Here is a 24817-nt window from a genome sequence, read left to right on the forward strand (position 1 = left end):
AACTACAAAAAAACTTCTTTTCTTAAAAGAAAGCGTTTTATCTACATTGTAAGCAACTCTCGTTATTTGTCAATCCAACTACTCCAAAAAATGGTTGAGTTCCATAAAAAAAGCGAATTCGATTCGTAATGATGTACGATTCCAATTCGCTTACCCTTCTTTCTGTCCTTTTACCATTCTTGAAAAGCAAGCCATATAAATAGGACTGTTACACTCCCACTAAACCAACATTCAGCAGTCGTACCATATATCTTTCGTTCAATCGTACGAAACAGAAAAACAGTTGCCACAAGCAAAAATAAGGTAGCCGCACTATTGACATATAAGCCATTCCATATCGCTAAAAGAAAGGCTGCCACGCCGATGCCATATTCAAAACCAATCCAGCATTTACTCTTATTTTTCATGAACATCGCCCCTCTCGTTCGTTCCTTTGTATAGTACGAAGAAGAGGCGATATTCGTGCGTTAACCGTTTATTACTTATTTTGAATGGCTAACGGCTTCTACTAGATTACGAGTGGCTTGCTGTGGGTGATCGGCATGACTTATCGCTGTTATGACTGACACCCCATCCGCTCCTGCACGAATGGCTATATGAGCATTTTCAGCTGTAATGCCTCCAATTGCGACAAGAGGGATTGTTAGGTCGTTAGCACGTAATTGTTCTAACACATTTCCTCCCATTACTTCTCGGGCATCACGCTTCGTTTCTGTCGGAAAAATTGGGCCAACTCCAAGATAATCTGCACCAAGCGCTACCGCTTTTTTCGCTTCTTCTAACGTATGAGCAGAAATTCCGAGCAATTTTCCTTTCGTTTTCTCACGAATATGCTCTAAATCGCCATCTTCTTGTCCGACATGTAAGCCGTCAGCATTGATTTTTAGCATTAACGCTACGTCATCATTGACAATAAAGGGAACATCGTATTGATGACAAAGCGCTAATAAACGACGAGCAAGCACTTCCTTATCTTCTCCCTGAAGAGCGCCGGGCCCTTTTTCTCGGAATTGAAAAAGTGTTGCTCCGCCTTTTAATGCCTCTTCTAAAACTTCTTGTATCTCATGATTCAGACAGTTGTTACTACCTGCTATAAAATAAACGCGCAGTTTTTCTGCAATGTTGCATTCCATAAGTTACATCTCACTCCATCTTGAAGCTGTTGTAAGCTCTTCTGATTTTAGGTTAAATAAAGCATCAAGTAAATGAACTTGGAATGTTCCCGGCCCATTTGCTGTTTCAATCGCCCGTTCTGCGGCCAAACCTAGCATCGTAAGGGCAGCTGCAGCTCGCTCCACAATGGAGCACTCTGTCTCGAGTCCTTTAGCTAAGAAGAGGGCGATCATAGAGGAAGAAAAGCATCCTGTACCCGTTACATAGGCTAACATTTCATGACCACCTGTAATGGCAATGGTTTGCGAGCCGTCACTAACATAGTCTTGTTCACCAGTGATCGCCACTGCCGTATTAAACTTACGTGCCGCTAACTGAGCTAACTGAGCTGATGTACCATCCAATTCTCCATCGACACCTTTTCCACTCCAGTTGCCTTCATATAAATAAGACAACTCTGCAGCATTTCCACAAATAAGATCGGGACGTACCTCTTCAATCAGTTGTCGCACGGTCTCACTTCTAAGGCGACTTAATCCTACTCCTACTGGATCAAGCACAACAGGAATGTTTTGTTCTTTTGCTTTTTTTCCGGCTGCAATCATTCCTCGTAACCAAGATGGATCAATTGTCCCAATATTTAAGACGAGAGCAGCTGAAGCAGCGACAGCCTCTTCTGCTTCTTCTTCACTATGTGCCATCATTGGGCTTCCCCCCGCTGCTAACACACCATTTGCTAAAAAATTCATCGTTACAAAATTCGTAATATGATGAATAAGTGGTTTCTCTTCACGAATCGTTTGCAATAAAGTACGAATATCCTTCACTATACATTCCTCCTATACGCCCAATGATTTGTTGGGCCATGACCATTTCCAATATTTAATGGGTGACTAATCGCAGCTTGTATAAAAGCTTTAGCCGTCTCTACCGCTTCAAACGGCGATCGACCGAGCGCCAATTGTGCCGTAATTGCCGCTGCAAATGTACAACCTGTTCCATGCGTTTGCTTCGTTTCTATGCGCTTACCTTTGAATTCATGCATACTGCTACCATCGTAATATAAATCAACTGGTTCTTCGATTCCTTCTAAATGACCACCTTTAATCACAACACCTTTAGCACCAAGACTATGCAAATATTTTGCTGCTTCTTCGCGATCCGTTCGACTTACAATCTCTTTACCAGTAAGTTCTTGTGCTTCGGGAATGTTAGGTGTAATAATTGTTGCTAGTGGCAGTAAATGTTTCTTTAATGCTTGCACCGCCTCTTTTTTTAACAAGTCTGCTCCGCCCTTAGCAATCATCACTGGATCCACAACTACCTTTTCCCAGCCATAGCGCGCAATATGATTTGCCACAACTTCAATGATTTCAACACTAAACAGCATGCCTGTTTTAATCGCTTCCGGACGAAGATCTTCCTCAATCGCCTCTAATTGACTACTAACATGCTCGACAGGTATAGGATGAATATCCTTCACTCCTAATGTATTTTGGGATGTTATTGCCGTAATGACTGACATTCCATATGCACCAAGCTCTTGAAATGTTTTTAAGTCTGCTTGAATACCGGCTCCTCCACCGCTATCGGATCCCGCAATCGTTAACGCCTTACCCGTTATCATCTTTTTACAACTCCTTCTTTTACGTTACCTGTAAACAACAAAAAAACGCCCCGTAAGGATACAGTGGGCGTTCTACACACCACTTCCCTACGCCGGAATAAACCGGATCAGGTTCAAAGGGTCAAAGGTCAAAGCCTTTTCTCAGCTATAGAAGCTCCCCTAGTGGACACAGGTCAAAAAATTGATTTGCTTCTATCGTAACGGACACAGCGGAAACCGTCAAATATTCGAAAGCGATTGTCGAAACAAGCAGAAAATTGCGTTTAAGCGGATCATAAATCGGGGATAATGAAAGAACATAACAGTATAACAAAGTAATTTTCCTATCAGCATGTTAGCAAATAATAAAAAAAAATGACTCTATAACATTCCTATGAAAGAAGGTGAATTCAGAAATAACTAAATTTTCAGATAAAATACTTGCTATTCATGCAATCCGCTATTATACTGAGTGAAACTTAACCATTTTTATTCAAGGAGGAGTAGAGCATGAAAGACAACACGTCCTATAACCAAAATATGAACGAACATAAACATGGCAAAGCTCAGAAAAAAAATGATCCGTTCGCTTTTGAAATCGTTGCTCAGTTGATCCTTGATGAATCGCTGCATCACTTTCAAATCAAACGGTATAAACAACAAATAGACGAAGCACTCATGAATAAAGATGAGGAAGCTTTTCATAAACTTACAACAGAATATTTAAAGTTGCTAGATTAACCATCTACCAACTCGTGTGTAAAAACAATCCAATCTACACTGGATTGTTTTTTTGTGCTGTTTCTTTACGTCTTCACCTGACAAATTCGAGACAATTAGTTGCAATATCATACCAATATGCTAGTATTTACAAAGGAAATTATTTTTTTATTAGCATACGCAATTGTGCAACAACGGAGGAAATTATGGGTAAAATAGGTAGAAACGAACCATGCCCTTGCGGCAGCGGAAAAAAATATAAGAATTGTTGTGATACAGCATTTACGACGCGCACGTTAAAGAAGTTTGTAAAAATTAGTACACACCAAGCAGATCTTATTAAATTCGCCTTCGATCGTCATCAAGATGCAATCGGAGAAAAAACTCGCAACGCATTGCAATCAATTACTGTCACTCAAGAGCAAATGCAATCTGTCGCTAATGTGTTAGTTTGCAATGAAGTTTTGAATGGGACAACGGATGAAGGAATAACACCGATTGAACAATATGTAAAAACGGTGGATACTTCTGAAGATGCTGAAATAGTTAAAGTAGTAGCAAGTTGGAAGAATACAGCGCCGACAATTTTAAAGGTAAAAGGCTATGTAAATGGTTATACAGCTCAATGTGAAAATGTTCATACAAATGAGATGATGACACTATCGCTTGGTAATCGCACAAAGCCTGCTGTTGATTCTTTCGTTCTAGGTTTTCCTATTTTTGCAGGAGAGCATTACGAATTCTATATAGATTTCTTAACGATTGATCGTCAACTCACAGAAATCGAAAGCGTCTTACCACTACATGCTAGCAACTTCACTCAAGCACTAGGTACGCTACTCGGACAAAGTCCATCATCACAAACGGATGTTGCTGACGTCAATGAACAAGAAGATGACGTTCTTTCTCTCGTTGGACAGCACTTAACACAACAAGGGTTCGAAAAAGCGGCTGCTTTCTGGAGTGTATGGTCCAAAGAACATCAGCCTACCATTCGAAAAGCAGAACCATATGCAGCAGCGCTTCATTATAAAATTGCGAAAGATGAACTAGGCGAACACGTAACACAAAGTGCATGTGCCACATTATATGGCATCTCAGCATCTAGTCTTTCTACTAAATACCGTGCTTTTAAAGCATAAAATACGACGAAAAAAAGAAACTGTTTATATAAAAGCAGTTTCTTTTTTATTCCGTGCTAGTTGTATGTTTCTTTAAAAAGATGCCTACAGTCATAATGACCGTTAACAATGCATACATGGAAAACCACCACAATGTCCAGTTTCGTGCGACAAACTCTGTAAATTGCATCATATTCCCATGAATATGGTTACTTAATGACCATACTAAAATACCAGCAGGTAGTATAAACGGGTGAAAGTTCTCATGTTGTGCCACGTGTTGTAAGCCAAAAAATGCAGTAAATAAACAAATGGTTACTTTTACAAAAATACCTACAATCCATACTACAGCAATTAAGATTTCAATACGTTCTAATATTTTAAAGAGATTAATTGTTCGCATAAGCTCATAGGTTGGATACGACATACGACTGACCATAAAGGCACCATCACAGCCTATCACGATAATGATTGTCATCGTAAGCACTAAACCCGAGATGACTATAGCCAGTAAATACCGTTTCATTATCTTTCCTTTGTGTGTAACAAAAGTAAACAAACTAGAAAAAATAATGATTTCAATAAACGGAAAACCTGTTGTCGTATATGCGCCTTGCATCATTTTTCGGACTGGCATTTCAAAAGCTGGTTTAAAGTAATGCCACTGAAAACGGTTTAGCGTGAGCAGAAGAGAACCGAAAAATAATAGAGCCATAATTGGGTTTAAAAACTCATTTACTCTCGATAAATTGTTTAATCCCGAAAATGTAGAGTATAGCGCTACACAAAGTAACATAATTTGAAAAATCCACACGTTTGTATTAGGCAATACATTAGAATTCATAAAGTTACTTAAGTTTCGCACCACATAGGCACAGAGGTGAAGTGCATAAAAGACCAAGATTAAGGAAATAGCGCGTCCCACCCACTTCCCAGCTACCTTCTCTACTATTATAAAAATGGACTGGTAATGATATTTAGACAATAAATAAATCCAAATCACATTTAGCACTAAACCAATTCCAATTGCAATTAACATAGATACCCAACCATCTTGCTTAGCATAAAAAGCTGTTAAATCCGGAGCCATTAATAAAGAACTGCCGGTCATAAAGCTTACTAGCAACCAAAACAGTTGAGAAGAACTTAAAATGTGCTTCATAGCTTTTCTCCAAACCATTTACTATAAATAGGTTCAAATAGATTACCAATCCAGCGATTGAGATGGAGAAAATCATGCTCGGTTAAATAACTATACGTATATAAAATGGTGAATAACCAAAACCCGATAGTTACCAATACTAATGCTTTATTTTTTTTGATCGTTAACACTTTCAATTCTCGCTCCTGTCGTTTCTAACTTCATATCAACATGAACTTTTATGTTAAACTGCGACAACGACTTGTCTTGTTGCCTTTTTTGGCGCCAAAGTACTGGATTTGTTTCATATAACATTTGACCTAAACCGAGGATATCAACTTTGTCTTTTTTCGCACGGTGAATCATCGTATTAATATTTTTTTTCATTTCGTCGGAAACAAGCTTTTCAATTTTTGTAAGTGTTTTAGGATTGCCTGTAACCATGTTACACGTCACTTCTTGTAAGTACCCTTTTCCACTAATAGAAATAGTAAAAGTCACATCCTTGCCGTGAATGTTTGGTTTAAGCTTAGAGTGTATAGATTTAGCCACATACGCTAAATGTCCCTTTTTTCTATTGGGACAAGAATTTGTCATTAATGTAACTGCTCGTGCTCGCCCTTTAGCAAGCGTCCATGCTTCAGATTCTTTATACGTCATCCAGCGCTTAAAATGATCTTTATTAAATACAGCAAGACCCGTCATAATAAAATTTTTATTATTTGCTCGTATATCACTTAAGTTGGACATATTGCCATCATCCTTACTCGGTTTATAAATACGCACTCCAGGAATAACGGGATCCGTATGCTCACCATATAACTGACGGACAATGTCTTTTTCCATCACCACATTTGAGAACCCTGTTGTCATCGCAGAAGATATTAAACGGTTTTGTAACGATTCACTAGGAATTTTAAAAATGGCCGTATACATCGATAAAACTTCCTTTGCTGTTGTTCGGGTGGCAATAAATACTGGAACGGTTTCACGAAACTCATAATTGCGTTCCATAAAGTCAAACATTGGCTTAAGTCCTACTTTTTTGGCATATTCTTCTCCTACAATAACGCTATTTATGTGCGAGTACACTAAGTAACGTGGAGCAATGCGACCAGCAATTTGTAAAGCATCATAAACAGTTCTTCCGGACACAGTGTACGTATAAACAGAGCCTCCTACGCCTCCAGAAGGTGCCCCACCTTGATTTCCAGCTGTTCCTCCTGCATGAACGACTTGAATATGAACATCCGTTTTCCCATTTTTCCCAGCATCCACTCCTACAGATGAAACGAGTAGCACATCATTTAATTCTCGTCGACCTGAACACCCAACTAAGAGCGTGCACAAAAGTAAACACGTAATTGCCTTCGAAAGTCTTTTCATGATTACCTCTTTATTTTCTTGTACAGTTTTGTGTTTTTCCACCAAAATGGTAAACGCAGCATTGTATCATTCGCATCACCTGTTAAAGGTTTAGGTGAAGTAAAGTATGGTTTACCCATAGATTTTAGAGAACATAGGTGCGTCAGTAACAAAATATAAAACATAATCATGCCAAAGATTCCTGTCGTCGTTGCAATGACCATGAGTACAAACCGTAAAATCCTTGCTGCACCGCTAAATGCATAAAAAGGTGATACAAAGCTAGATATAGCCGTTAGAGAAACGACAATTACGATGGCTGGAGATACGAGACCAGCTGCCACCGCTGATTCACCAATAACAATAGCTCCTACAATGGAAACTGCTGAACCGATTGGTCGAGGCATGCGAATACCAGCTTCACGGAGAATTTCAAAAATCACCTCCATGATGAGTGTTTCAATAAAAGCAGGAAACGGGACTCCTTCTCGCTGAGCGGCAAGACTGACTAAAAGTTGTGTAGGAACAAGTTCTTGATGGAATGTCGTAACAGCTATGTAGAGTGCTGGTAGAGAAAAGGAAATTAGAAACGCTAACACACGTACTATTCGAATCGCACTTGATAAGTCATATTGATTGTAGATATCCTCTGCTGCCTGAAAAAAAGAAACAAATGTAATAGGTGTTAATAATACGAATGGACTTCCCTCAACTAAAATCGCAATTTTTCCTTCTGTTAATGAAGAAGCTACAACGTCTGGTCGTTCCGATGAATGAAACGTAGGGAATGGAGAATATCTGTTTTCATTCAGCATTTCCTCAATCATTCCACCTTCAAATACGGAATCAGTCGTCATCGTTGAAAGTCGATTCATAAGATCATTCAACACCTCTTGATCCGCTAGGTTATGCATATACGCAATTAAGACCGATGTATTTGTTAAGCTACCTATCTGCACCATATGGAAGCGTAGTGCCGGATTAGAAATCCGGCGACGCAGTAAAGTTGTATTAATTTGTAACGATTCTACAAAGCCCTCTCTTGGGCCACGCACTGTTGTCTGTGATTCCGGTTCATCAATGGCACGCAGTGGAAAGTGCTCTAACGGCACAGCGTAGCCTATTGTAAGGCTATTAACAAAAATAGCAACTTGTCCTTTTAAAATTCCATTAATAAGTGGTCCGAACGTTTTGAACTCATGAACGAGCGAGCTGACTTCAATTTGTTCCATAAATTCTGGTGCCTCAATTTCTGGAGACGTTTGTTGCCAGCGGTGAACTGGTTCAAGAATAGATAAATCAATTTGTGATTTATTAACAAGACCTTCAATAAAACAGACGATAAATGGTACGGGACGATCGCGAAAATAAAGAATCTTAACGTCCATACTGTCACCTAAAATTTCTTTTAAGTAAAAAAAGTTTTCATTACTATCCGGAGAAACTTCTATATTTTGATAAGATGCCTTTTCTGTTCCAACACGCGCTTTTGATGGCCCTCGATTTTTTTTCATCTGCTTCACCTCATTTCTTCTGCTCATTTTCTGCAATTTAGCTAATTTTATGCACAAGAAAAAGCTCGCTTAAAGAGCGAGCTTTTCTATCAAGTCATTAATCATCTAAAACAATACCTCTTTCAATTCATTAATTTACCAATTTCATGACGTAACCGTTTTTCTTCGGGCTAAAATGACCATAAATAAAAGGCCAATCGATCCAAACAGAGGATAGATATAATGAAGCAACGACGAATATCCAACTAAACTTATTAAGTAAGCACCTAGTAGAATGATGAGCATCACGATTAGCGAGGGTAATGCCAAGACCTTCTTAATCGTAGCAGTTAAACCGAAAAGATTACCAATTAATGTAGAGAAAATCTCTCCGTAAACGACAGCTAAAAAAAGCAAATGTAGCGGCGTACCTAGTTTCTCGACGATAAAAGCAACGGGTATATTAAAAGTTTGTGCTTGTGGATGAACGTACAGTGCATACTGACTATTAAACAAAATAAAGGCAAGGCCCATTCCACCGATTATACCGCCCCACGTAATACTTCGACGATCACTAGCTTCCCATCCGAGTGGAACAAGAACTGCTTGAGCAAGCGTTAAGTTAAATGCCACATACGTAAAAGGACTCCATAACCATGAAATGTTACGTATAAAATCTTCTTTTACAAAAAGTGATGGTTGTACAACAGAAAAAAAGGAAGTACATGCGATCACCATTGAGAATAAAATCATAATTGGAACAATAAATACATTCGCTGTTACAAGCCCGCTCATTCCTTTTCGCATCACGAGTAAGCAGCACACAATGGTCGCTATAACACCCACATGAAACGGAAGATGAAGTTGCTCTTCAAAGAGAGCACCTGCTCCTGACAACATTACCGAGGTTACACCAAATAGCATGATAAATAACACCATATTAATAGCTATGGAAAGCTTTTCTCCAAATAATACAGTAGTTAATTCCTCGTATGTTTTTGCCTCCGTATGTCTCGCTAGATGCATGATCTTTGTTCCTAAAGCAATAAACAACCAACCAGCAATGCCAATGCCGACAAACCCCGCTGTTCCGTATTTTGTAAAAAACTCTATGATCTCACGACCTGTAGCAAAGCCTGCTCCTACAATCGTACCAATATAGACTGCAGCAATTTGAAAGGCTTGTTTCCACATTTGCACCGTATCTGCCTCCTCTTCTACTAAAATGTATGCTTGTACCTACACTTTAGAAGGAAAAGCAGGCTGCGTTTTGCTTCAATCTTACTAAGTTAGCATGCAAAAAAAAGGTAGTATGGAGAGGTTCTCTCCACACCACCTTTTTATTACGCTTTCTTTTTCCGTTTTGGTAATTTATCCAACAACCAACCTTTGCCAATTTCACAAAACCGAATCGGCATTTCTAAAGAGAGTAAAATACAATCTTTTCCTACTATATTTAAAATCCCAGTTTCCTCGTTGAGAGCATTTACCTCGGCTCCCTCCGTCCCGGCCACCGGAACGACCATTTTTTCGTTATTGATTCCTTTAATTTTAAAAACCTTGCCATCATAAGACACCTTGTGACAATGTGGAGGAAGACCAAGTGTAATTTTGTTCATATTATAAGACCTCCTTTAAGATTTTCTCTATTGTAACAGAAATCCACACTAATTGTTCTGAATTTTGTATTTTTTCAAAAATATTTTTTATTGTACAAAAATTTCTCATCATTCATACCCAATCAATCATCTATTTTTAACATGATGGTTGATTGTACAAGCACAGACGAAGAGCATGCATAACTTATAGTAGAGCTCTTTTTTTGTGAAGAGTTCGTAGGGGGTTTTTTATGAATCGATTTGAACTTTTATTGAAAGGCGGAATTGCAGGAATCGGCGCATACATGGGCAACGTATTTGGACCTATGTCACCAATGCTTACCGCCCTTGTCTTCTTAGCTGTGATTGACTATGTTTCGGGCGTCTGTGCTGCAATCTATCAAGGGAAGCTATCTAGCTCAGCAGGTTTTAAAGGGATTATTAAAAAAGTGATTATTTTTTGTATTGTTGCTGCCGCTCACTCACTTGATTTATTATTTGGTGGTGAAGCTATTCGCAGTGCCGCCATCTTCTTCTATATTTCTAATGAGCTTATTTCCATTATTGAAAATGCTGGAAAAATGAACATTCCACTTCCACGTGCTTTTACAAAAGCGATTGCGGTCTTAAAAGATCGTGAAAAAAATGAAAACTAAAAAAAGCTCATCACTGCTTCTTAGTGATGAGCTTTCTACGTATTACATATTATAATGACGTGCAATTTTCTTTGCTACATCATTAGGATTAGGCTTATATTCCTGAGCTTCAATGAGCTTTTTTAATGCTTCGATCTTTGCTTCTCTCTCTTTTGTACCTTGGCTGTATAATTGTTGTGCTGCAGTTGAAATTTCTATGGAATCTTGGCGCACGGTCGAAGCTTGTTGCGATCCATCATTGCGCTGTTTTCCTTCTCTCACTTCGAATCCTTTTTGAATGTGATTGATTTTCATACTAAGCCCCTTAATTTACAGTGTGACATCTCCAACGCACACCCAGTCATCTTCAATTTCAGACGGTTCTAGGTAACGCATAAAAAGTCGCTGACAGCTTTTATCATATTTACCTTCGAATTCTTTTTCATTTCGTTTCGATTCACAAAAAAAGTGAATGGAATCTTCCGTGAAAAGATAAGGTGTGAAATTCTTAAAATCCTCCAAATTTCTTTCTACCCATTCTAGAATATCTTCTTGTTTCACTGTTTTCATAATCTCTTCCCTTGCCCCATTTATTATGATGGTTGTTTGAATGTATGTATGAATACCCAATGAAATTCCTTCATAAACACACAAAGATATTTCTAACAGGTTTCGAACCTACATTACATTAAATGGGGGTAAAATTCAATTCCTTTGTCGATTTTATTTTTTCATTACGATTATTGGCGCTTTTACTTTTTGGGAAAAAGCCTTTCTCTCTCGTTAGAATGGGTCTATAATAGTACTCATGTCTAAAGATTATAGTCAGAAGGTGTTATACAATGAAGGTTGTCTTTTCTTCTTTTCAATGGCTCGTTTTTATTCTAGCAGGCAGTATTGTCGCCCCGATTTCAATTGGAGCCGCTTTTCATTTATCACCATTAGCTACAGCTGAGTTATTGCAGCGTACTTTTTTTATTATTGGCATTTCTGGCCTTTTACAAGTAATGTTCGGTCATCGTCTCCCCATTACAGAAGGACCTGCAGGATTATGGTGGGGCGTTTTCATTGTTTATTCTGGATTAATAACCGCTGGGTCTCTTAGTGGTTTTGACGTACTACATCAATTAGAAATGGGCATGCTTCTTTGCGGTCTTCTTTTTATTTTTCTCGGATTAATGCGCTGGATTGGGCATATTAAAAAATTATTTACGCCACTTGTTACAGGAACATACTTAATGCTACTTGTCGCCCAATTAAGCGGCTCATTCATTAAAGGGATGCTTGGCATTGGCTACTTCTCATCTCATGTTAACGGGAAAATCGCTCTTATTTCTATTGGGATTTTATTGCTTTCCGTTACGTTAAGTTTTTCGAATAACCGCCATTTAAAAAGCTATTCTATTCTTATTAGCCTTGGTGTGGGTTGGCTTGTTTTTTCACTGTTTCATTTAACAAAACCATTAACGGCAAGCACGCAATGGATGACTTTACCTACGTTTTTTTCCTGGGGAATGCCCCATTTCAGTGGTGGCGTTGTCATAACTTCTATTATGATCGGGTTCTTATTATTAGCAAATATGGTCGCTAGCGTTAATGTAGTTGACACACTTTATAAAAAAGCCAATCAACCGCACAAAAACGTGAACTACAATGTAACAACAACCGTGATGGGCATTACTACTGTTTTCGCTGGCATCTTCTCCGCCATTGCGTGTGTTCCCATCTCCGGAACAGCTGGATTTATACTCACAACAAAAATGTACCAGCGCTTGCCTTATATTTTAGGCTGTGCTCTACTCGTATTCATTAGTTTTTTTCCACCATTAACTTTTTTCTTTGCAAGTATTCCCGCTCCAGTAGGCTACGCAACGATTTTCATTCCGTTCTCTGGCATGATCGGGTTAGCACTAAAAGAATATCGGTCGGTACCCTTTAATGACAACACACTGTTTATAATCGCTACATCGCTCATGATCGGCCTTGGTTGTTCCTTTATTCCTACAAACGCATTAGTAGCCTTACCAAGTATTTTTAAAACTGTCTTAAATAACGGCCTCATCGTTGGCATGTTAATGTGTATTCTATTAGAACAAGGTATGAAATTAAAACAGACCAAAACGAAAACAAGCGACTCTCCTTCTCCGTAAAAGGGGGTCGCTTCTTTTTTACACTTTTTCGCATTTGTTTTTACAAATAAAGTGAAGCACGTCATCTTCTTCATCAAACAAGCGTGAACCTACAAGTACACCTTCTTCATCATAAAACGTTGTTTGGAAAAAACCACGCCCTCCTTGAGGTACATAGCGTATTCTCCCAATTTCTCGCTGAACATCAGGTAACCCTGATTGAAATGTAAATTCAAATTCGCGCTCAGGATTTTTTACTAATCCTTCGATGGCAACTTTTAATTGCATGGTCTCTACGTCCATCTTCCTAACCTCCAGTTGTTTCTTATAGAATTCCCATTTTATCTGAAGCTAAACCTTCCCTTCTTTCATAAAAAATTCAAGGTTTAGAATCTCTTCTTTTAGAGAATGTTTATGGAGAAACAACTAATTACACTTGAAGGAGCGAATGACTCATGAGTAAAGGATTATATACAGCAAATGCTACAGCACAAGGTGGACGTGAAGGAAAAGTCACAACTAATGATGGCAAACTAAACTTACGCTTAAATATGCCTAAGGAATTACAAGGTTCAGGAGGTCCTGGAACAAATCCAGAACAATTATTTGCTTGTGGTTATGCAGCTTGTTACCATAGCGCATTACAACTTGTGGCAGGTAAACAAAAAATGGATATATCAGACAGCAGTGTAACAGCAGATGTGACAATTCATAAAGATACAGACAATGGCGGCTTTAAGCTTTCTGTCGTTCTAGCGGTTGCGATTCCAGGACAAGATCAAGCTACCGTTCAAAAACTCGCTGATGAAGCCCATCAAGTGTGCCCTTATTCAAAAGCAACACGCGGTAACATTGATGTTGAAATTTCTGTACAACAATAAATCATGCATACCAAGCAAAACCGGGAATCTTCTCCCGGTTTTTTGTTTTTTTATGTCTTTCCCCCCTCTTTTGTTCCTGCTCCTTGTCTAGACACCATCTCACCATGAAGAAATTCCAGTAAACGAGTTATTAATTTCAATACATATTTTTTGACAATTTTAGAGGTTTTTAGGGTTTTACGTCGAATGATAGAATACAGAAATTTCAATAAATAGCTCGTTCATGACGACATCTGGAAAAGGAGGATTGGATTGATTACATTTCAAAACGTAAATAAATATTTTGGTGATTTTCACGTCTTAAAGAACATTAACTTAGAAGTAAGCGAAGGTGAAGTCGTTGTCATAGTTGGTCCCTCTGGATCAGGAAAAAGCACGCTTCTACGCTGTATTAATCGCTTAGAAAACATTACAGAAGGATCTCTACAAGTGAACGGCCAGTCTGTCAATGCACGTGAAACAAACATTAACACGTTACGAAAAAATATTGGCATGGTTTTTCAACACTTTAATCTTTATCCTCATATGACTGTCCTACAAAACATTACACTCGCACCGAAAAAAGCATTAGGAATTACAGATGAAGAAGCTAAAAAAACAGCGATGCTTTATCTTGAAAAAGTAGGTATTCCCGACAAAGCAAATAGCTATCCTTCTCAGCTATCAGGCGGCCAACAACAACGTGTGGCCATCGCGCGTGGCCTTGCCCTTCATCCATCTATTATGCTCTTTGATGAACCAACCTCAGCGCTTGATCCTGAAATGATTGGCGAGGTTCTTGATGTGATGAAAGCACTCGCTAAAGATGGCATGACAATGGTTGTTGTTACACATGAAATGGGCTTTGCCCGCGAGGTGGCCAACCGCGTCGTCTTTATGGATCACGGTGCCATTTTAGAAGATAGCGCACCTACCGATTTCTTTGCCTCACCGCAAGAAGAGCGCGCTAAGCTCTTTTTAAGTCGCGTACTTAATCATTGAAAAAGGGGAGAAAACAATGAAACAAAAAAAACCATGGATTTTTATACTTCTTGCTGTTCTTGTGTTGAGTATGCTTGCGGCATGTGGCAATGACAAAACATCAGGTTCAGGAGAAGACACGCTTGCTGCCATAAAAAAACGCGGTAAGCTCGTTGTTGGCGTCAAATATGATACACGATTGTTCGGTTACAAAGATCCAGGTAGTGGCAAGGTAGAAGGATTTGATATCGATATTGCGAAAGCACTCGCTAAGAAAATTTTTAAAGATGAAAACAAAATCGAACTAAAAGAAGTTACGTCTAAAACGCGTGTTCCTATGTTGAAAAACGGGGATATTGATGCCATCGTAGCGACAATGACCATTACAAAAGAACGAAAAAAAGAAGTTAATTTTTCCGATGTATATTTTGAAGCCGGTCAATCGCTACTCGTAAAAAAAGGCAGCTCAATTAAAAATGTAAATAGCTTAGCAGGCAAAAAAGTATTAGCGGTAAAAGGTTCAACGTCTGTTAAGAACATTAAAAAGGCAGCGCCTAAAGCACAGGTCCTAGAATTTGAAAACTACACAGAAGCGTTTACAGCGCTAAAAGCAGGGAAAGGTGATGCGCTTACTACTGACAACTCCATTCTTTATGGAATGATGGAAGAAAATCCGAAATATGAAATGGCTGGCGATAAGTTTACAGATGAGCCATATGGCATTGCCATGATTAAAGACGATACAAAGTTTACGGACTATGTTAATTCATTCTTAAAAGAATTAAAAGACAGTGGCGAATATGAAAAAATAAAGAAAAAGTGGATTAAACAACAATAATAGAGCCGAGGGCAGATGGGTCACCATCTGCCCTTTCGTAAGAGGAGGAGCGCTTCATGCCTGACTTTAGCATTTTGACCGATCATTGGGATACGTATATCGAAGGATTTTTAACAACGATTAAAGCGAGCTTATTAGCTCTTGTACTTAGCTTTATTCTTGGTACAATTATTGCCGTCATGCGGATTGCCCCTATCGCACCGTTAAGATGGCTTGGCACACTATTTGTTGAATTTTTCCGCAACATTCCACTCGTTTTAATATTGTTTTTTTGCTACTTCGCCTTACCGGAAGTAGGCTTACCGTTAGATGGATTTCAAGCGGGCACTATTGCACTGACAATTTATACGGCCTCCTTTATAGCGGAAGCCATTCGTGCCGGTATTATGGCTGTCAATACAGGACAAATGGAAGCTGGGCGCTCGTCTGGATTAACGTACATCCAAACGATGCGTTATATTATTTTGCCGCAAGCGATAAAAATTGTTATTCCACCGCTTGGTAACCAATTTATTAATCTTGTTAAAAACACGTCTGTGCTTGGTATCGTTGCCGGACTGGATCTTATGTATTTTGGTGACTCGATTTCATCGGAAACGTACGATGTTTTTAATGTTTATATTTTCGTTGCTGCATTTTATCTCGTTCTAACCGTGCCCTTAAGTTTATTCGTCGGGTTCCTAGAGCGGAGATTAGCAGTCACTAGTTAGGAGGAGGATTATTGGATTTTTTTGGTGCTTACTCATCAGATAATGTGTTATTCTTACTAGAAGGCTTAGGCAATACGTTATTTGTCGCGGCCATTGCCATTGTTTTCAGTTTTCTCCTAGGAAGCATCATTGGGATTTTACGCTACGCTAAAATACCGGTTGTCTCTCATCTACTCGCTATTGGTGTAGAAATCATTCGTAATTTACCACTGTTATTGATTATTTTATTTACGAAATTAGGTTTACCTGAAGTGGGCATTCAGCTCTCCGTGTTCTCAGCCGCGATTATTGGCTTGATCGTATTCGAATCTGCAATGTTATCAGAAATTGTCCGCAGTGGCTTAACGAGTATTGAAAAAGGTCAAATTGAAGCTGGGAGATCGTCTGGTTTAACGTACATACAAACAGTGCGCTATATTATTTTGCCACAAGCATTGCGACGAATGGTTCCTCCAATCGTTAGCCAATTTATTTCCTTGCTTAAGGATACATCGCTTGCTGTCGTTATATCGTTACCAGAACTTCTTCATAATGCACAAATAGTGTATGGAAAAAATAGCAATTATGTAATGCCGATTTTTATTCTTGTAGCTGCCATGTATTTTATTATTAACTTCAGCCTATCCATTGCTGCACGAAAGTTAGAACAGAAAGAACGCAAAGGAACAAAAGCTGCAAAAGCAACCATTTCAAACGAACCATATACAGGTAGCACAGCACTCTAATGGTACGTAGTAAGGATGTGTGTAGTTAGCATGAAGAACGTCATACGGCTGCTTCTCTTTATCGGAGGCAGTCTTACATTCATTTATAGTTTATATTGCCTTTTTAGAAGAATAGACGCTGGCGGGATCGTACTTTTCCTTCTTGCTTGTTTTTTTCTTTTCAGTAGCTTTTTTTACAAACGAATTCTTCACTTTTTTTCTTTACATAAAGGATGGCGTTGGATTTGTATCGTTAGTGGAACCTGCATGATATTAGCAAGCATTGCTTTAGAGGCTTTCATTCTTTCTTCTATTAATAATGATCAGCCTTCTTCAGTAGATTATGTTCTCATATTAGGTGCTGGTTTAAAAAACGACAAGCCCACACCGGTTCTAAAAGAAAGGTTAAATACCGCCATTGCTTATTATAAGAAACATCCTCACACAACGCTTGTAACGAGTGGAGGGCTCACAAAAGGGGATCATACATCTGAAGGCGAAGCAATGGCTCAGTACTTAGTTATGCACGGTGTCCCGAAGAAAGATATTGTTCAAGAAACAAAGTCAAAAAGCACAAGTGAAAATATCGCTTTTGCCTCTAAGCTTATGAAAAAAAGAATCGGTAACCATAAACATCACGTTCTTCTCGTCAGCAATGACTTTCATCTTAAGCGTGCTAAAATGCTCGCTTCAAAAGAAGGAGTCATTCCTTATGGTCTTGGTGCTTCCACACCACTACCAGTCATCCCTCAAGTTCATGTGCGCGAAATACTCGCTCTAGCAAAATACTTTCTTTTTGAATAAGCATTGCTTAAAGCATCCTTAATATGGATGCTTTTTCTTTATGAAGAACGTACATATCCTAGCCGCATTCTCGGAAACCTAAAAACACAGATTTTTTGACAGGGAGGTTTCGGCATGTTCGGTTTTTCAAAAAATAAGGCAAAGAAAAAAAAGCAGCAAGATTCTTCCGCTGGAGCTTCTGGCGGTGGAGACATCACGTTTGCCGAGCTTATAAAAAAATGTGAGCAGTCTCACGATTTTGTCACCTTTAAAAAAGGCGTAGATCATCCATTTACGCTGTATTATTACAAAGCGATGGTTAACCCATTAGTCATCCATCAAATTTTGCTGCCACAATTAATCCAACATACCGATGTTTCACTAAAAAAATTAGAAAAACTGCTTTCACTAGAAAGTACCGTTTATACGAATGATGTTCAGAAAATCCAAAATAGCATTCTCACTGGTTCTATTTTTATTTGTTCCGAGCACGAAAAAGGCTATGGCATTCTTGTTCCTGCAGCAACAGCTGAAAAGCGAACAATCTCCATTCCTGAAACAGAATTTAGTGTAATAGGACCAAAAGAGGCTTTCGTAGAAACGATTGAAGTAAATATGAATATGATTCGCAAACGATTACCTATTCCTGAGTTGCAAATTAAAGAAATGCGGATTGGGAAGCTTTCAAAAACACGGGTTGCGATTTTATTTATAGACGGTATTGCCAACAAAGAAAATATTGAAACCGTAACGCAACGGATCGAGAAAATTGAATATGATCACATCATTGATAGCAACTATGTGTTACAAATGATTACCGACAAACAAACATCGATCTTCCCGCAATTAATTAATACTGAACGACCAGACCGTGTCGCCTCTGTTCTAGCAGAAGGAAAAATTGCAGTGTTAGTAGACGGTTCACCGAGTGCTTTAACAGGACCAACAACGATTACGGAGTTCTTCTCTTCCTTTGAAGATTATTTTCTTTCATGGCACGTTGCTTCCTTTTTCCGCTTAATTCGTTTGTTTGGTGTTTTATTTTCTGTGTTATCAACACCCTTGTACGTTGCTGTCTTAACATTTCACTATGAAATTATTCCAAGCGATCTTCTAGGAACCTTAATCGCCTCACGGTCAGGGATTCCTTTCCCTCCCATAGTTGAAGCAATTATTTTAGAGCTAGCGATTGAGTTGTTACGAGAAGCCGGTGCCCGGCTGCCATCGAAAGTAGGGCAAACCATTGGGATTGTCGGCGGAATTGTTATTGGTACAGCAGCCGTTCAAGCAGGCTTAACAAGCAACGTTTTACTGATTATCGTCGCATTAGCTGCTCTTGCATCGTTTACAACGCCTGTTTATCAAATGAGCAATACCATTCGTCTTCTTCGTTTTCCGCTTATCATTTTTGCTCAATTTTGGGGAATGCTAGGCGTAGCGATTTGTTCTGCCTTATTACTTGGTCATTTATTGCGGCTTACATCCCTTGGACGCCCTTACTTAGAACCCATTTTCCCATTAAGACTAGCAGACTTTCGCGATGCGCTTTTTCGGTTACCGTTTAATAAACAAACGAGACGACCTGAACATTTATTAACGCAAGACCCCAATCGTCTTAATAAACAAAGAGTAAACAAAAAAGATGATATTGATGAATAACTTCTAAAGGAATGTGACGTTATGACACTTATACAACCACATGAAAAAAGCCTTGTATCACCTTATTTCGCCTTTTATTTGATTGTTTCTATGCAAATAGGTGTGGGAATTCTTGGCTTTCAACGCTATATTGCGAAATCGTCAGGTCACGATGCATGGATGACCGTAATGATCGCTGGCGTTGCGATCCATGCGCTTGTTTGGATGTGCTATTCTTTATTGAATAATAGCGGTGGTGACCTCGTTTCGATTCATGAACAGTTATTTGGTAAATGGGTTGGTGCTGTATTTAGCACGCTGTTCTTTCTTTATGCTGTTTTTTTGGCACTAACCGCTCTACGTACGTACATTGAAGTCATTCAAGTATGGATGTTTCCGCATATTAACGCTTGGGGAATTGGCTTTTTATTGATTTTTGTTGCCTACTATTTTGTAAGTGGAGGCTTTCGCATCGTAACAGCTCTTTCCTTTTTTTGTGTTTTAATTGGTACCCCAATTATTTTCTTAAAATATTTTGCGCTGAAAAATTCTCATTTCTATAATTTACTGCCTTTGTTTGATCATTCTTTAATGGATTACTATGCAGGTACGAAAGCGATGACGCTTAACTTTCTCGGCTTTGAAATGTTGCTTATGTATTACCCTTTTATAAAAAATCCAGCAAGCAGCCATAAATGGTCGCAATGGGGTGCGTTCTTTACACTATGTATTTATACCCTTACCGCCCTTGAATCCTTTGCTTACTATAGTCAGGGACAGTTAAAACATACCATTTGGGCTACAGTTACTATCTGGAAAATTGTCGAATTTCCATTCATTGAGCGCTTTGAATATATTGGTATTTCAATGTGGCTATTTGTCATTTTACCGAATATCGTCATTTCCATTTGGGTTGCTACCCGTATTTTTAAACGGGTGTATACTATTAAACAAAAATATTCTATCTTTCCCATCATGCTTTTATTGTGGATTGGCTGTTTTATTTTTAAAGATCGACAATTCATTGATGCCTTAAATACGTACGTATCTCGAATTGGCTATTACCTCATCTTTTTTTACATTCCACTTTTATTCATTATTCAGCGCATCGTCTTAAAAGTGAAAGGAACAAAACATGCGAAAATATAAAGTATGGTTCATAACTTTACTGCTATTAACAGCGTGTACTCCCCAAAAACAAGTGTTGGAAGATATTGAGCTTGTCGGAACTGTCGGCTATGATTATGCTTCAAAAGATTTAGTAGAAGCTTCTGCCGCCTGTCCGATCGTGACCGGAGGATCTCAGCAAGCCACATTAGAAAATGTTGTCTTTTCCGCAAAAGCACATACGAGTAAAAGTATTCGTCAAGAACTCCAAGCGCAATCCCCTCGCCCATTTGGGTCTGGCAGAATTGGGGTCATCTTATTTGAAGATAAATTAGCGCAAAAGGGAATTACTAAAATCATTGATTCACTACAGCGTGATCCTTCTGTCGGTCGTAATATTTTCTTAGCTGTTACAGAAGGAAAAACCAAAGACATGTTAACAAAAAAGTACGTGGTGAATGATATTGTTCCCGTTTATTTGAAGAAGCTAATTGAACAAAACATTAACTTAACCATCCCAAGAACGAACTTTCACCATTTTAACTATTCTTATTATGGCAATGGCAGTGACCCATTCATGCCGCTCTTAGCAGTCAGTGGAAAGTATATAAAAATAACGGGACTCGCCCTTTTTGATCATTCCAAATATGTCGACCATATTAGCTTTGATGATTCAATTATCTTTAAATTCATGTATCAAGACTTCCGCCAAGGTTCACATGAGTTTAAAATGAAAAACAACCGTTATTTGACACTTGAAAACTTAAATTCCAAAGTAAAATATGAATATAAAGACATTCTTGGTTCACCAAGGTTAACCATGCATATTAAAATAACCGGCAAAGTAAATGATGCCGCCGGACTTAGCCTCTATAAGCCACAAGACATTACGAAAATTGAAAAAACAATAAAAAAAGAACTAGATCAGGATGCAGAAAGGCTTGTGAAACAATTTCAAGAAAAGCAAATTGATCCACTTGGCATTGGGGATCGCGCACGCAGTAAAGTACGTAATTTTACCTTTAAGGAATGGGATCAAAAATACCCAACGATGCCGGTTACTGTTTCTTCAGAAATTAATATTACGCAATCAGGTATCGTTGAATAAATAAAGTTCACTCTTAGAAACTTTTTTACGAAAATATAAAAAATAACAAGGAAACAATCTCCCTCATACCGAACGTTTACAGCAAACGAAAAATGAGGTGATTGGATGAAATTTCGACAGTTTGCTGGTATGTTAGCGGCTGCTAGCCTTACGTTGTCTTTCTTTTCAACAGATGTATTGGCCTTTGATTCTACTCATCATACCGCTTATGTTGATGTGGCGGCCGCTACCCTATGGGGGACGCCTTCAGATGCACGACCGCTAGATCAACCTTCTTTAACTAATCCTGTTGATTTAAGAAAATGGACAACAAGTATGACGTATGATGAAAAGCTTTGGTTAGTCGGTCCGTTAGAAACACAAGCATTGTATGGAAATAAAGTAACAATTACTGAAGAACAAGGGGATTGGGTAAAGGTCGCTGTTGATGGCCAACCAACGCCTCGCCTAGCTACCGGATATCCTGGGTGGATGCCAAAACGACAGCTCACCTACTCGAAATCATTTCGCCGCATGCAAGATAAGCCGTTTGTTCTAGTGAAACACCCAACAACATGGCTATTTAAAGACAGCAAGCGTAAACAGGCTGACAAAGAGATTAGTTACAATACACGCTTGCCGATTACTGATGTACAAGGCCCAACGATTGGCGTCATGATTCCAAATGGCGAAACACGCTACATCGAGCGTGCACATATTAAGATCTACTTTATGAAAGAAGCCATTCAACCCCCTTCTCCGGATGAACTCGTTAATGAGGGTAAAAAGTTTATTGGTCTTCCTTATTTATGGGCTGGTACCTCTGGATTTGGATTTGATTGTTCTGGATTTACCCATACCCTATATAAAGCCGCAGGCATCACCATTCCACGAGATTCTGGACCTCAATCGCAAGGCGGCCAGCCTGTTGCAAAAGAAAACTTACGAAAAGGCGATCTTCTCTTTTTTGCTTACGATCAAGGCAAAGGAAAAGTTCATCACGTGGGGATGTATGCTGGAGACGGAAAAATGATTCATTCACCAAATACGAGTACAACCGTCCGCATCGATCCAATCGAAGGAATTTATAAAGAAGAGTTTGCTGGCGCAAGGCGCTATTTACCATAGCAACACGCCCCGAACAGCGAGACCGTTCGGGGTTTTTCTTTTGACTAAAAACAAGACTTCACTCTAACATTTACTTGTGCTTGCATAAAACCACGTTTCATTGAAGAAAATAATGGAAAAGGAGGCCTATGCCATGCAGAGCTTATTACTAAAAATTGTTTGCATTCCTCTCATTCTTCTTCTTTGTACGTTTTGGTTTGAGAGCGTTACATTTAATCAACCGCTTCCCTTTCTAATCATTACGATCATTTTGGCGCCTATTAGCGTTGTGATGGAGTATATTCTCATACCTCGCATTGCCCGATGGGTGATTACCGTTCTTGATTGGATTCTTGCCTTTTTGCTTGTTTATATCGTTAGCTCACTAATGACAGGCGCTTTTGTCACGCTGTTTGGCGCTTTTCTTATTGCTCTTTTTTACACTATTGTCGAATGGCTTATTCATAAGCAGCTCGCTTCACAGCAGTTGAATCATTCCTATAGTTAAGTGATCTGTCACGAGGAAGCTCATAACTTCATCCTTTACGTAAAAAGTCCTTGATTTTAGATTGCCAACCATGTTAGCTTTTGTTACATTTGTAGTAATTGTTTTTTTTCAACAAGAATACACAAAAGGAGAAAACTATGAGCTTTTTTACAACATTGTTCAACTTTTCAAATGATTATTTATGGGGAATCCTCCTCATCATCATGTTGATTGGAATTGGACTGTATTTCAGCGTTCGCACGAAATTTGTGCAATTTCGTATGATTTTTGAAATGTTTCGTCTCTTAGGAGAAGGAGCAGTCCAATCAGGGGAGAAAAAGGGCGTATCTTCTTTCCAAGCATTTTGTATTAGTACGGCTTCACGAGTTGGTACAGGAAACCTTGCCGGGGTAGCATTAGCAATTACAACTGGGGGGCCTGGAGCGGTCTTTTGGATGTGGCTAATTGCTTTAATTGGTTCAGCCTCCGCTTTCGTGGAAGCAACGCTTGCCCAAATTTATAAAGTAACTGATGAAGCAACCGGAACGTTCCGTGGTGGCCCTGCTTATTACATGGAAAAAGCACTCAATGCTCGTTGGATGGGTATTTTATTTTCGATTCTCATTTCTATTACGTTTGGCTTAGCTTTTAACTCTGTACAAGCAAATACGATTGCAAGTGCCTTTAACAACGCTTTTCATGTAGATCCACGTTGGACAGGTCTAATTATTACGGTTATTACAGCACTTATTATCTTTGGTGGAATCACTCGCATCGCGAAAGTGGCCGAGCTAATGGTTCCATTTATGGCTGGTTTGTATATCTTACTTGCAATCTATGTGATTGCAACCAATATCCCAGCACTACCAGCGATGTTTGAACTTATTTTCAGCGATGCCTTTAACGGCTTTAAAGGCTTGTTAGGTGGTGCAGTTGGTGCTGCCATTATGCAAGGAATTAAACGTGGTCTATTTTCCAATGAAGCAGGGATGGGGAGTGCACCAAATGCGGCGGCAACTGCCAATGTAACACACCCAGTTAAGCAAGGGCTTATTCAAGCACTAGGTGTATTTGTGGATACACTTGTTATTTGTAGCTCGACTGCTTTCATTATTTTACTTTCTGGCATGTATAAATCCTCTAATTCTGATGGAATTGCGCTTACACAAGCTGCATTAGGACATGAAATTGGTTCATGGGCAACAACGTTAATTGCTATTATTGTTTTGCTTTTTGCGTTTAGTTCAATTGTAGGTAACTACTACTATGGTGAATCAAATATCGAATTTATAAACAGCAATCGTATTTGGCTATTTATTTACCGACTTGCTGTCATCGGCATGGTTATTTACGGTTCTGTTGCCAAGCTTGAATTCGTTTGGAATTTAGCGGATTTATTTATGGCATTAATGGCGATTGTTAACTTAATTGCCATTGCACTTCTCGGAAACATTGCTTTTAAAGCACTCCGAAACTATAAAGAACAAAAACGTGCAGGGAAAGATCCTGTTTTCTATAGCGACACGATTCCTGGTTTAAAAAATATTGAAGCATGGGAATCTTCTAAGAAAATAAATAAAACAAAGTAAAACAA

29 protein-coding genes and 1 riboswitch are annotated in these 24817 nt (G+C 38.8%); of the genes, 16 read left to right on the top strand and 13 right to left on the bottom strand.

Annotated elements, in window-relative coordinates:
• Positions 1–170: 170 nt before the first annotated feature.
• The 4 genes from A374_RS05120 to thiD form a co-directional block, all read right to left on the bottom strand.
• Entirely contained in the window at positions 171–407 is a 237-nt protein-coding gene (locus A374_RS05120) for a hypothetical protein (protein ID WP_007201129.1), read from the bottom strand.
• A 75-nt stretch (positions 408–482) separates the two neighbouring features.
• Entirely contained in the window at positions 483–1133 is a 651-nt protein-coding gene (gene thiE / locus A374_RS05125; protein ID WP_007201130.1) for a thiamine phosphate synthase, read from the bottom strand.
• A 3-nt stretch (positions 1134–1136) separates the two neighbouring features.
• Positions 1137–1940 (bottom strand): hydroxyethylthiazole kinase, encoded by an 804-nt coding sequence (gene thiM, locus A374_RS05130; protein WP_007201131.1) that lies wholly within the window; start codon positions 1938–1940, stop codon positions 1137–1139.
• The gene (gene thiD, locus A374_RS05135; RefSeq protein ID WP_007201132.1) at positions 1940–2740 is read right to left on the bottom strand and encodes a bifunctional hydroxymethylpyrimidine kinase/phosphomethylpyrimidine kinase; all 801 of its coding nucleotides are present in this window, start codon (positions 2738–2740) and stop codon (positions 1940–1942) included. Before thiD ends, thiM begins: the two co-directional genes overlap by 1 nt.
• Before the next feature lie 67 nt (positions 2741–2807).
• Positions 2808–2911: riboswitch (TPP riboswitch) on the bottom strand.
• A 318-nt stretch (positions 2912–3229) separates the two neighbouring features.
• Between thiD and A374_RS05140 the strand changes: the two genes are divergently transcribed.
• A complete protein-coding gene (locus A374_RS05140; protein WP_007201133.1) occupies positions 3230–3460 on the top strand; it encodes an IDEAL domain-containing protein in 231 nt (76 codons plus the stop codon).
• A 185-nt stretch (positions 3461–3645) separates the two neighbouring features.
• A complete protein-coding gene (locus tag A374_RS20475; protein ID WP_007201134.1) occupies positions 3646–4581 on the top strand; it encodes a YecA family protein in 936 nt (311 codons plus the stop codon).
• Positions 4582–4627: 46 nt separating this feature from the next.
• Here A374_RS20475 and A374_RS05150 read toward each other — a convergent pair whose 3' ends face one another.
• The 6 genes from A374_RS05150 to A374_RS05175 form a co-directional block, all read right to left on the bottom strand.
• Complete coding sequence (locus tag A374_RS05150) at positions 4628–5722, bottom strand: GerAB/ArcD/ProY family transporter (RefSeq protein WP_007201135.1); 1095 nt, start codon at positions 5720–5722, stop codon at positions 4628–4630.
• Positions 5719–5892, bottom strand: coding sequence for a hypothetical protein (locus tag A374_RS05155; RefSeq protein WP_156793133.1), 174 nt, complete (start codon positions 5890–5892; stop codon positions 5719–5721). The genes A374_RS05150 and A374_RS05155 overlap by 4 nt, the downstream gene beginning before the upstream one ends.
• On the bottom strand, positions 5870–7087 hold the full coding sequence (locus A374_RS05160) for a Ger(x)C family spore germination protein (protein ID WP_007201136.1): 1218 nt from the start codon (positions 7085–7087) through the stop codon (positions 5870–5872). The genes A374_RS05155 and A374_RS05160 overlap by 23 nt, the downstream gene beginning before the upstream one ends.
• A 2-nt stretch (positions 7088–7089) precedes the next feature.
• The gene (locus tag A374_RS05165) at positions 7090–8580 is read right to left on the bottom strand and encodes a spore germination protein (protein ID WP_007201137.1); all 1491 of its coding nucleotides are present in this window, start codon (positions 8578–8580) and stop codon (positions 7090–7092) included.
• 144 nt (positions 8581–8724) lie between these two features.
• Positions 8725–9753: a YkvI family membrane protein gene (locus tag A374_RS05170; protein WP_040340358.1), complete on the bottom strand. Its 1029-nt coding sequence runs from the start codon at positions 9751–9753 to the stop codon at positions 8725–8727.
• Positions 9754–9902: 149 nt separating this feature from the next.
• Positions 9903–10178, bottom strand: a complete 276-nt coding sequence (locus tag A374_RS05175) for a hypothetical protein (RefSeq protein WP_007201139.1) — start codon at positions 10176–10178, stop codon at positions 9903–9905.
• Positions 10179–10408: 230 nt separating this feature from the next.
• Here A374_RS05175 and A374_RS05180 point away from each other — a divergent pair, with 230 nt between their 5' ends.
• Complete coding sequence (locus A374_RS05180) at positions 10409–10813, top strand: phage holin family protein (RefSeq protein ID WP_007201140.1); 405 nt, start codon at positions 10409–10411, stop codon at positions 10811–10813.
• Between the two features lie 42 nt (positions 10814–10855).
• On the opposite strand, the gene A374_RS05185 is transcribed toward A374_RS05180, so the two are convergent.
• Together A374_RS05185 and A374_RS05190 are read right to left on the bottom strand one after the other, a co-directional pair.
• Positions 10856–11107 (bottom strand): flagellar biosynthesis anti-sigma factor FlgM, encoded by a 252-nt coding sequence (locus A374_RS05185; protein WP_007201141.1) that lies wholly within the window; start codon positions 11105–11107, stop codon positions 10856–10858.
• A 15-nt stretch (positions 11108–11122) separates the two neighbouring features.
• Positions 11123–11362, bottom strand: coding sequence for a hypothetical protein (locus A374_RS05190; protein ID WP_007201142.1), 240 nt, complete (start codon positions 11360–11362; stop codon positions 11123–11125).
• 272 nt (positions 11363–11634) lie between these two features.
• Here A374_RS05190 and A374_RS05195 point away from each other — a divergent pair, with 272 nt between their 5' ends.
• Complete coding sequence (locus A374_RS05195; protein ID WP_007201143.1) at positions 11635–12942, top strand: purine/pyrimidine permease; 1308 nt, start codon at positions 11635–11637, stop codon at positions 12940–12942.
• A gap of 18 nt (positions 12943–12960) precedes the next feature.
• Here A374_RS05195 and A374_RS05200 read toward each other — a convergent pair whose 3' ends face one another.
• Entirely contained in the window at positions 12961–13224 is a 264-nt protein-coding gene (locus A374_RS05200; protein ID WP_007201144.1) for a hypothetical protein, read from the bottom strand.
• A 152-nt stretch (positions 13225–13376) separates the two neighbouring features.
• On the opposite strand from A374_RS05200, the gene A374_RS05205 reads away from it, so the two are divergent.
• The 12 genes from A374_RS05205 (at position 13377) to A374_RS05260 (ending at position 24812) form a co-directional block, all read left to right on the top strand.
• Positions 13377–13802 (top strand): organic hydroperoxide resistance protein, encoded by a 426-nt coding sequence (locus A374_RS05205; RefSeq protein ID WP_007201145.1) that lies wholly within the window; start codon positions 13377–13379, stop codon positions 13800–13802.
• A gap of 252 nt (positions 13803–14054) precedes the next feature.
• Complete coding sequence (locus tag A374_RS05210; protein WP_007201146.1) at positions 14055–14783, top strand: amino acid ABC transporter ATP-binding protein; 729 nt, start codon at positions 14055–14057, stop codon at positions 14781–14783.
• 16 nt (positions 14784–14799) lie between these two features.
• Positions 14800–15600 carry a transporter substrate-binding domain-containing protein gene (locus A374_RS05215; RefSeq protein WP_007201147.1) on the top strand — a complete coding sequence of 267 codons (801 nt, stop codon included), beginning with the start codon at positions 14800–14802 and terminating at the stop codon, positions 15598–15600.
• Between the two features lie 56 nt (positions 15601–15656).
• Complete coding sequence (locus A374_RS05220) at positions 15657–16310, top strand: amino acid ABC transporter permease (RefSeq protein ID WP_007201148.1); 654 nt, start codon at positions 15657–15659, stop codon at positions 16308–16310.
• A gap of 11 nt (positions 16311–16321) precedes the next feature.
• Entirely contained in the window at positions 16322–17035 is a 714-nt protein-coding gene (locus tag A374_RS05225; protein WP_007201149.1) for an amino acid ABC transporter permease, read from the top strand.
• A 246-nt stretch (positions 17036–17281) separates the two neighbouring features.
• Complete coding sequence (locus tag A374_RS05230) at positions 17282–17818, top strand: YdcF family protein (protein ID WP_007201150.1); 537 nt, start codon at positions 17282–17284, stop codon at positions 17816–17818.
• Between the two features lie 114 nt (positions 17819–17932).
• Positions 17933–19456: a spore germination protein gene (locus tag A374_RS05235; protein ID WP_007201151.1), complete on the top strand. Its 1524-nt coding sequence runs from the start codon at positions 17933–17935 to the stop codon at positions 19454–19456.
• Between the two features lie 21 nt (positions 19457–19477).
• Positions 19478–20584, top strand: a complete 1107-nt coding sequence (locus tag A374_RS05240; RefSeq protein ID WP_007201152.1) for a GerAB/ArcD/ProY family transporter — start codon at positions 19478–19480, stop codon at positions 20582–20584.
• A complete protein-coding gene (locus tag A374_RS05245; protein ID WP_007201153.1) occupies positions 20571–21650 on the top strand; it encodes a Ger(x)C family spore germination protein in 1080 nt (359 codons plus the stop codon). The genes A374_RS05240 and A374_RS05245 overlap by 14 nt, the downstream gene beginning before the upstream one ends.
• A gap of 105 nt (positions 21651–21755) precedes the next feature.
• A complete protein-coding gene (locus tag A374_RS05250; protein ID WP_007201154.1) occupies positions 21756–22757 on the top strand; it encodes a C40 family peptidase in 1002 nt (333 codons plus the stop codon).
• Between the two features lie 133 nt (positions 22758–22890).
• On the top strand, positions 22891–23244 hold the full coding sequence (locus A374_RS05255; RefSeq protein ID WP_007201155.1) for a DUF2512 family protein: 354 nt from the start codon (positions 22891–22893) through the stop codon (positions 23242–23244).
• Between the two features lie 137 nt (positions 23245–23381).
• Positions 23382–24812, top strand: a complete 1431-nt coding sequence (locus A374_RS05260) for an alanine/glycine:cation symporter family protein (RefSeq protein ID WP_007201156.1) — start codon at positions 23382–23384, stop codon at positions 24810–24812.
• Positions 24813–24817 lie beyond the last annotated feature (5 nt).

Source organism: Fictibacillus macauensis ZFHKF-1, assembly GCF_000269865.1.
Classification (GTDB): Bacteria; Bacillota; Bacilli; order Bacillales; family Fictibacillaceae; genus Fictibacillus_C; species Fictibacillus_C macauensis.

Coding starts and splice junctions, on each gene's coding strand:
- A374_RS05120 (WP_007201129.1), bottom strand. CDS start 407: ATGAAAAATAAGAGTAAATGCTGGATTGGTTTTGAATATGGCATCGGC.
- thiE (WP_007201130.1), bottom strand. CDS start 1,133: ATGGAATGCAACATTGCAGAAAAACTGCGCGTTTATTTTATAGCAGGT.
- thiD (WP_007201132.1), bottom strand. CDS start 2,740: ATGATAACGGGTAAGGCGTTAACGATTGCGGGATCCGATAGCGGTGGA.
- A374_RS05140 (WP_007201133.1), top strand. CDS start 3,230: ATGAAAGACAACACGTCCTATAACCAAAATATGAACGAACATAAACAT.
- A374_RS20475 (WP_007201134.1), top strand. CDS start 3,646: ATGGGTAAAATAGGTAGAAACGAACCATGCCCTTGCGGCAGCGGAAAA.
- A374_RS05150 (WP_007201135.1), bottom strand. CDS start 5,722: ATGAAGCACATTTTAAGTTCTTCTCAACTGTTTTGGTTGCTAGTAAGC.
- A374_RS05160 (WP_007201136.1), bottom strand. CDS start 7,087: ATGAAAAGACTTTCGAAGGCAATTACGTGTTTACTTTTGTGCACGCTC.
- A374_RS05165 (WP_007201137.1), bottom strand. CDS start 8,580: ATGAAAAAAAATCGAGGGCCATCAAAAGCGCGTGTTGGAACAGAAAAG.
- A374_RS05170 (WP_040340358.1), bottom strand. CDS start 9,753: ATGTGGAAACAAGCCTTTCAAATTGCTGCAGTCTATATTGGTACGATT.
- A374_RS05175 (WP_007201139.1), bottom strand. CDS start 10,178: ATGAACAAAATTACACTTGGTCTTCCTCCACATTGTCACAAGGTGTCT.
- A374_RS05180 (WP_007201140.1), top strand. CDS start 10,409: ATGAATCGATTTGAACTTTTATTGAAAGGCGGAATTGCAGGAATCGGC.
- A374_RS05185 (WP_007201141.1), bottom strand. CDS start 11,107: ATGAAAATCAATCACATTCAAAAAGGATTCGAAGTGAGAGAAGGAAAA.
- A374_RS05190 (WP_007201142.1), bottom strand. CDS start 11,362: ATGAAAACAGTGAAACAAGAAGATATTCTAGAATGGGTAGAAAGAAAT.
- A374_RS05195 (WP_007201143.1), top strand. CDS start 11,635: ATGAAGGTTGTCTTTTCTTCTTTTCAATGGCTCGTTTTTATTCTAGCA.
- A374_RS05200 (WP_007201144.1), bottom strand. CDS start 13,224: ATGGACGTAGAGACCATGCAATTAAAAGTTGCCATCGAAGGATTAGTA.
- A374_RS05205 (WP_007201145.1), top strand. CDS start 13,377: ATGAGTAAAGGATTATATACAGCAAATGCTACAGCACAAGGTGGACGT.
- A374_RS05215 (WP_007201147.1), top strand. CDS start 14,800: ATGAAACAAAAAAAACCATGGATTTTTATACTTCTTGCTGTTCTTGTG.
- A374_RS05220 (WP_007201148.1), top strand. CDS start 15,657: ATGCCTGACTTTAGCATTTTGACCGATCATTGGGATACGTATATCGAA.
- A374_RS05230 (WP_007201150.1), top strand. CDS start 17,282: ATGATATTAGCAAGCATTGCTTTAGAGGCTTTCATTCTTTCTTCTATT.
- A374_RS05235 (WP_007201151.1), top strand. CDS start 17,933: ATGTTCGGTTTTTCAAAAAATAAGGCAAAGAAAAAAAAGCAGCAAGAT.
- A374_RS05240 (WP_007201152.1), top strand. CDS start 19,478: ATGACACTTATACAACCACATGAAAAAAGCCTTGTATCACCTTATTTC.
- A374_RS05245 (WP_007201153.1), top strand. CDS start 20,571: ATGCGAAAATATAAAGTATGGTTCATAACTTTACTGCTATTAACAGCG.
- A374_RS05250 (WP_007201154.1), top strand. CDS start 21,756: ATGAAATTTCGACAGTTTGCTGGTATGTTAGCGGCTGCTAGCCTTACG.
- A374_RS05255 (WP_007201155.1), top strand. CDS start 22,891: ATGCAGAGCTTATTACTAAAAATTGTTTGCATTCCTCTCATTCTTCTT.
- A374_RS05260 (WP_007201156.1), top strand. CDS start 23,382: ATGAGCTTTTTTACAACATTGTTCAACTTTTCAAATGATTATTTATGG.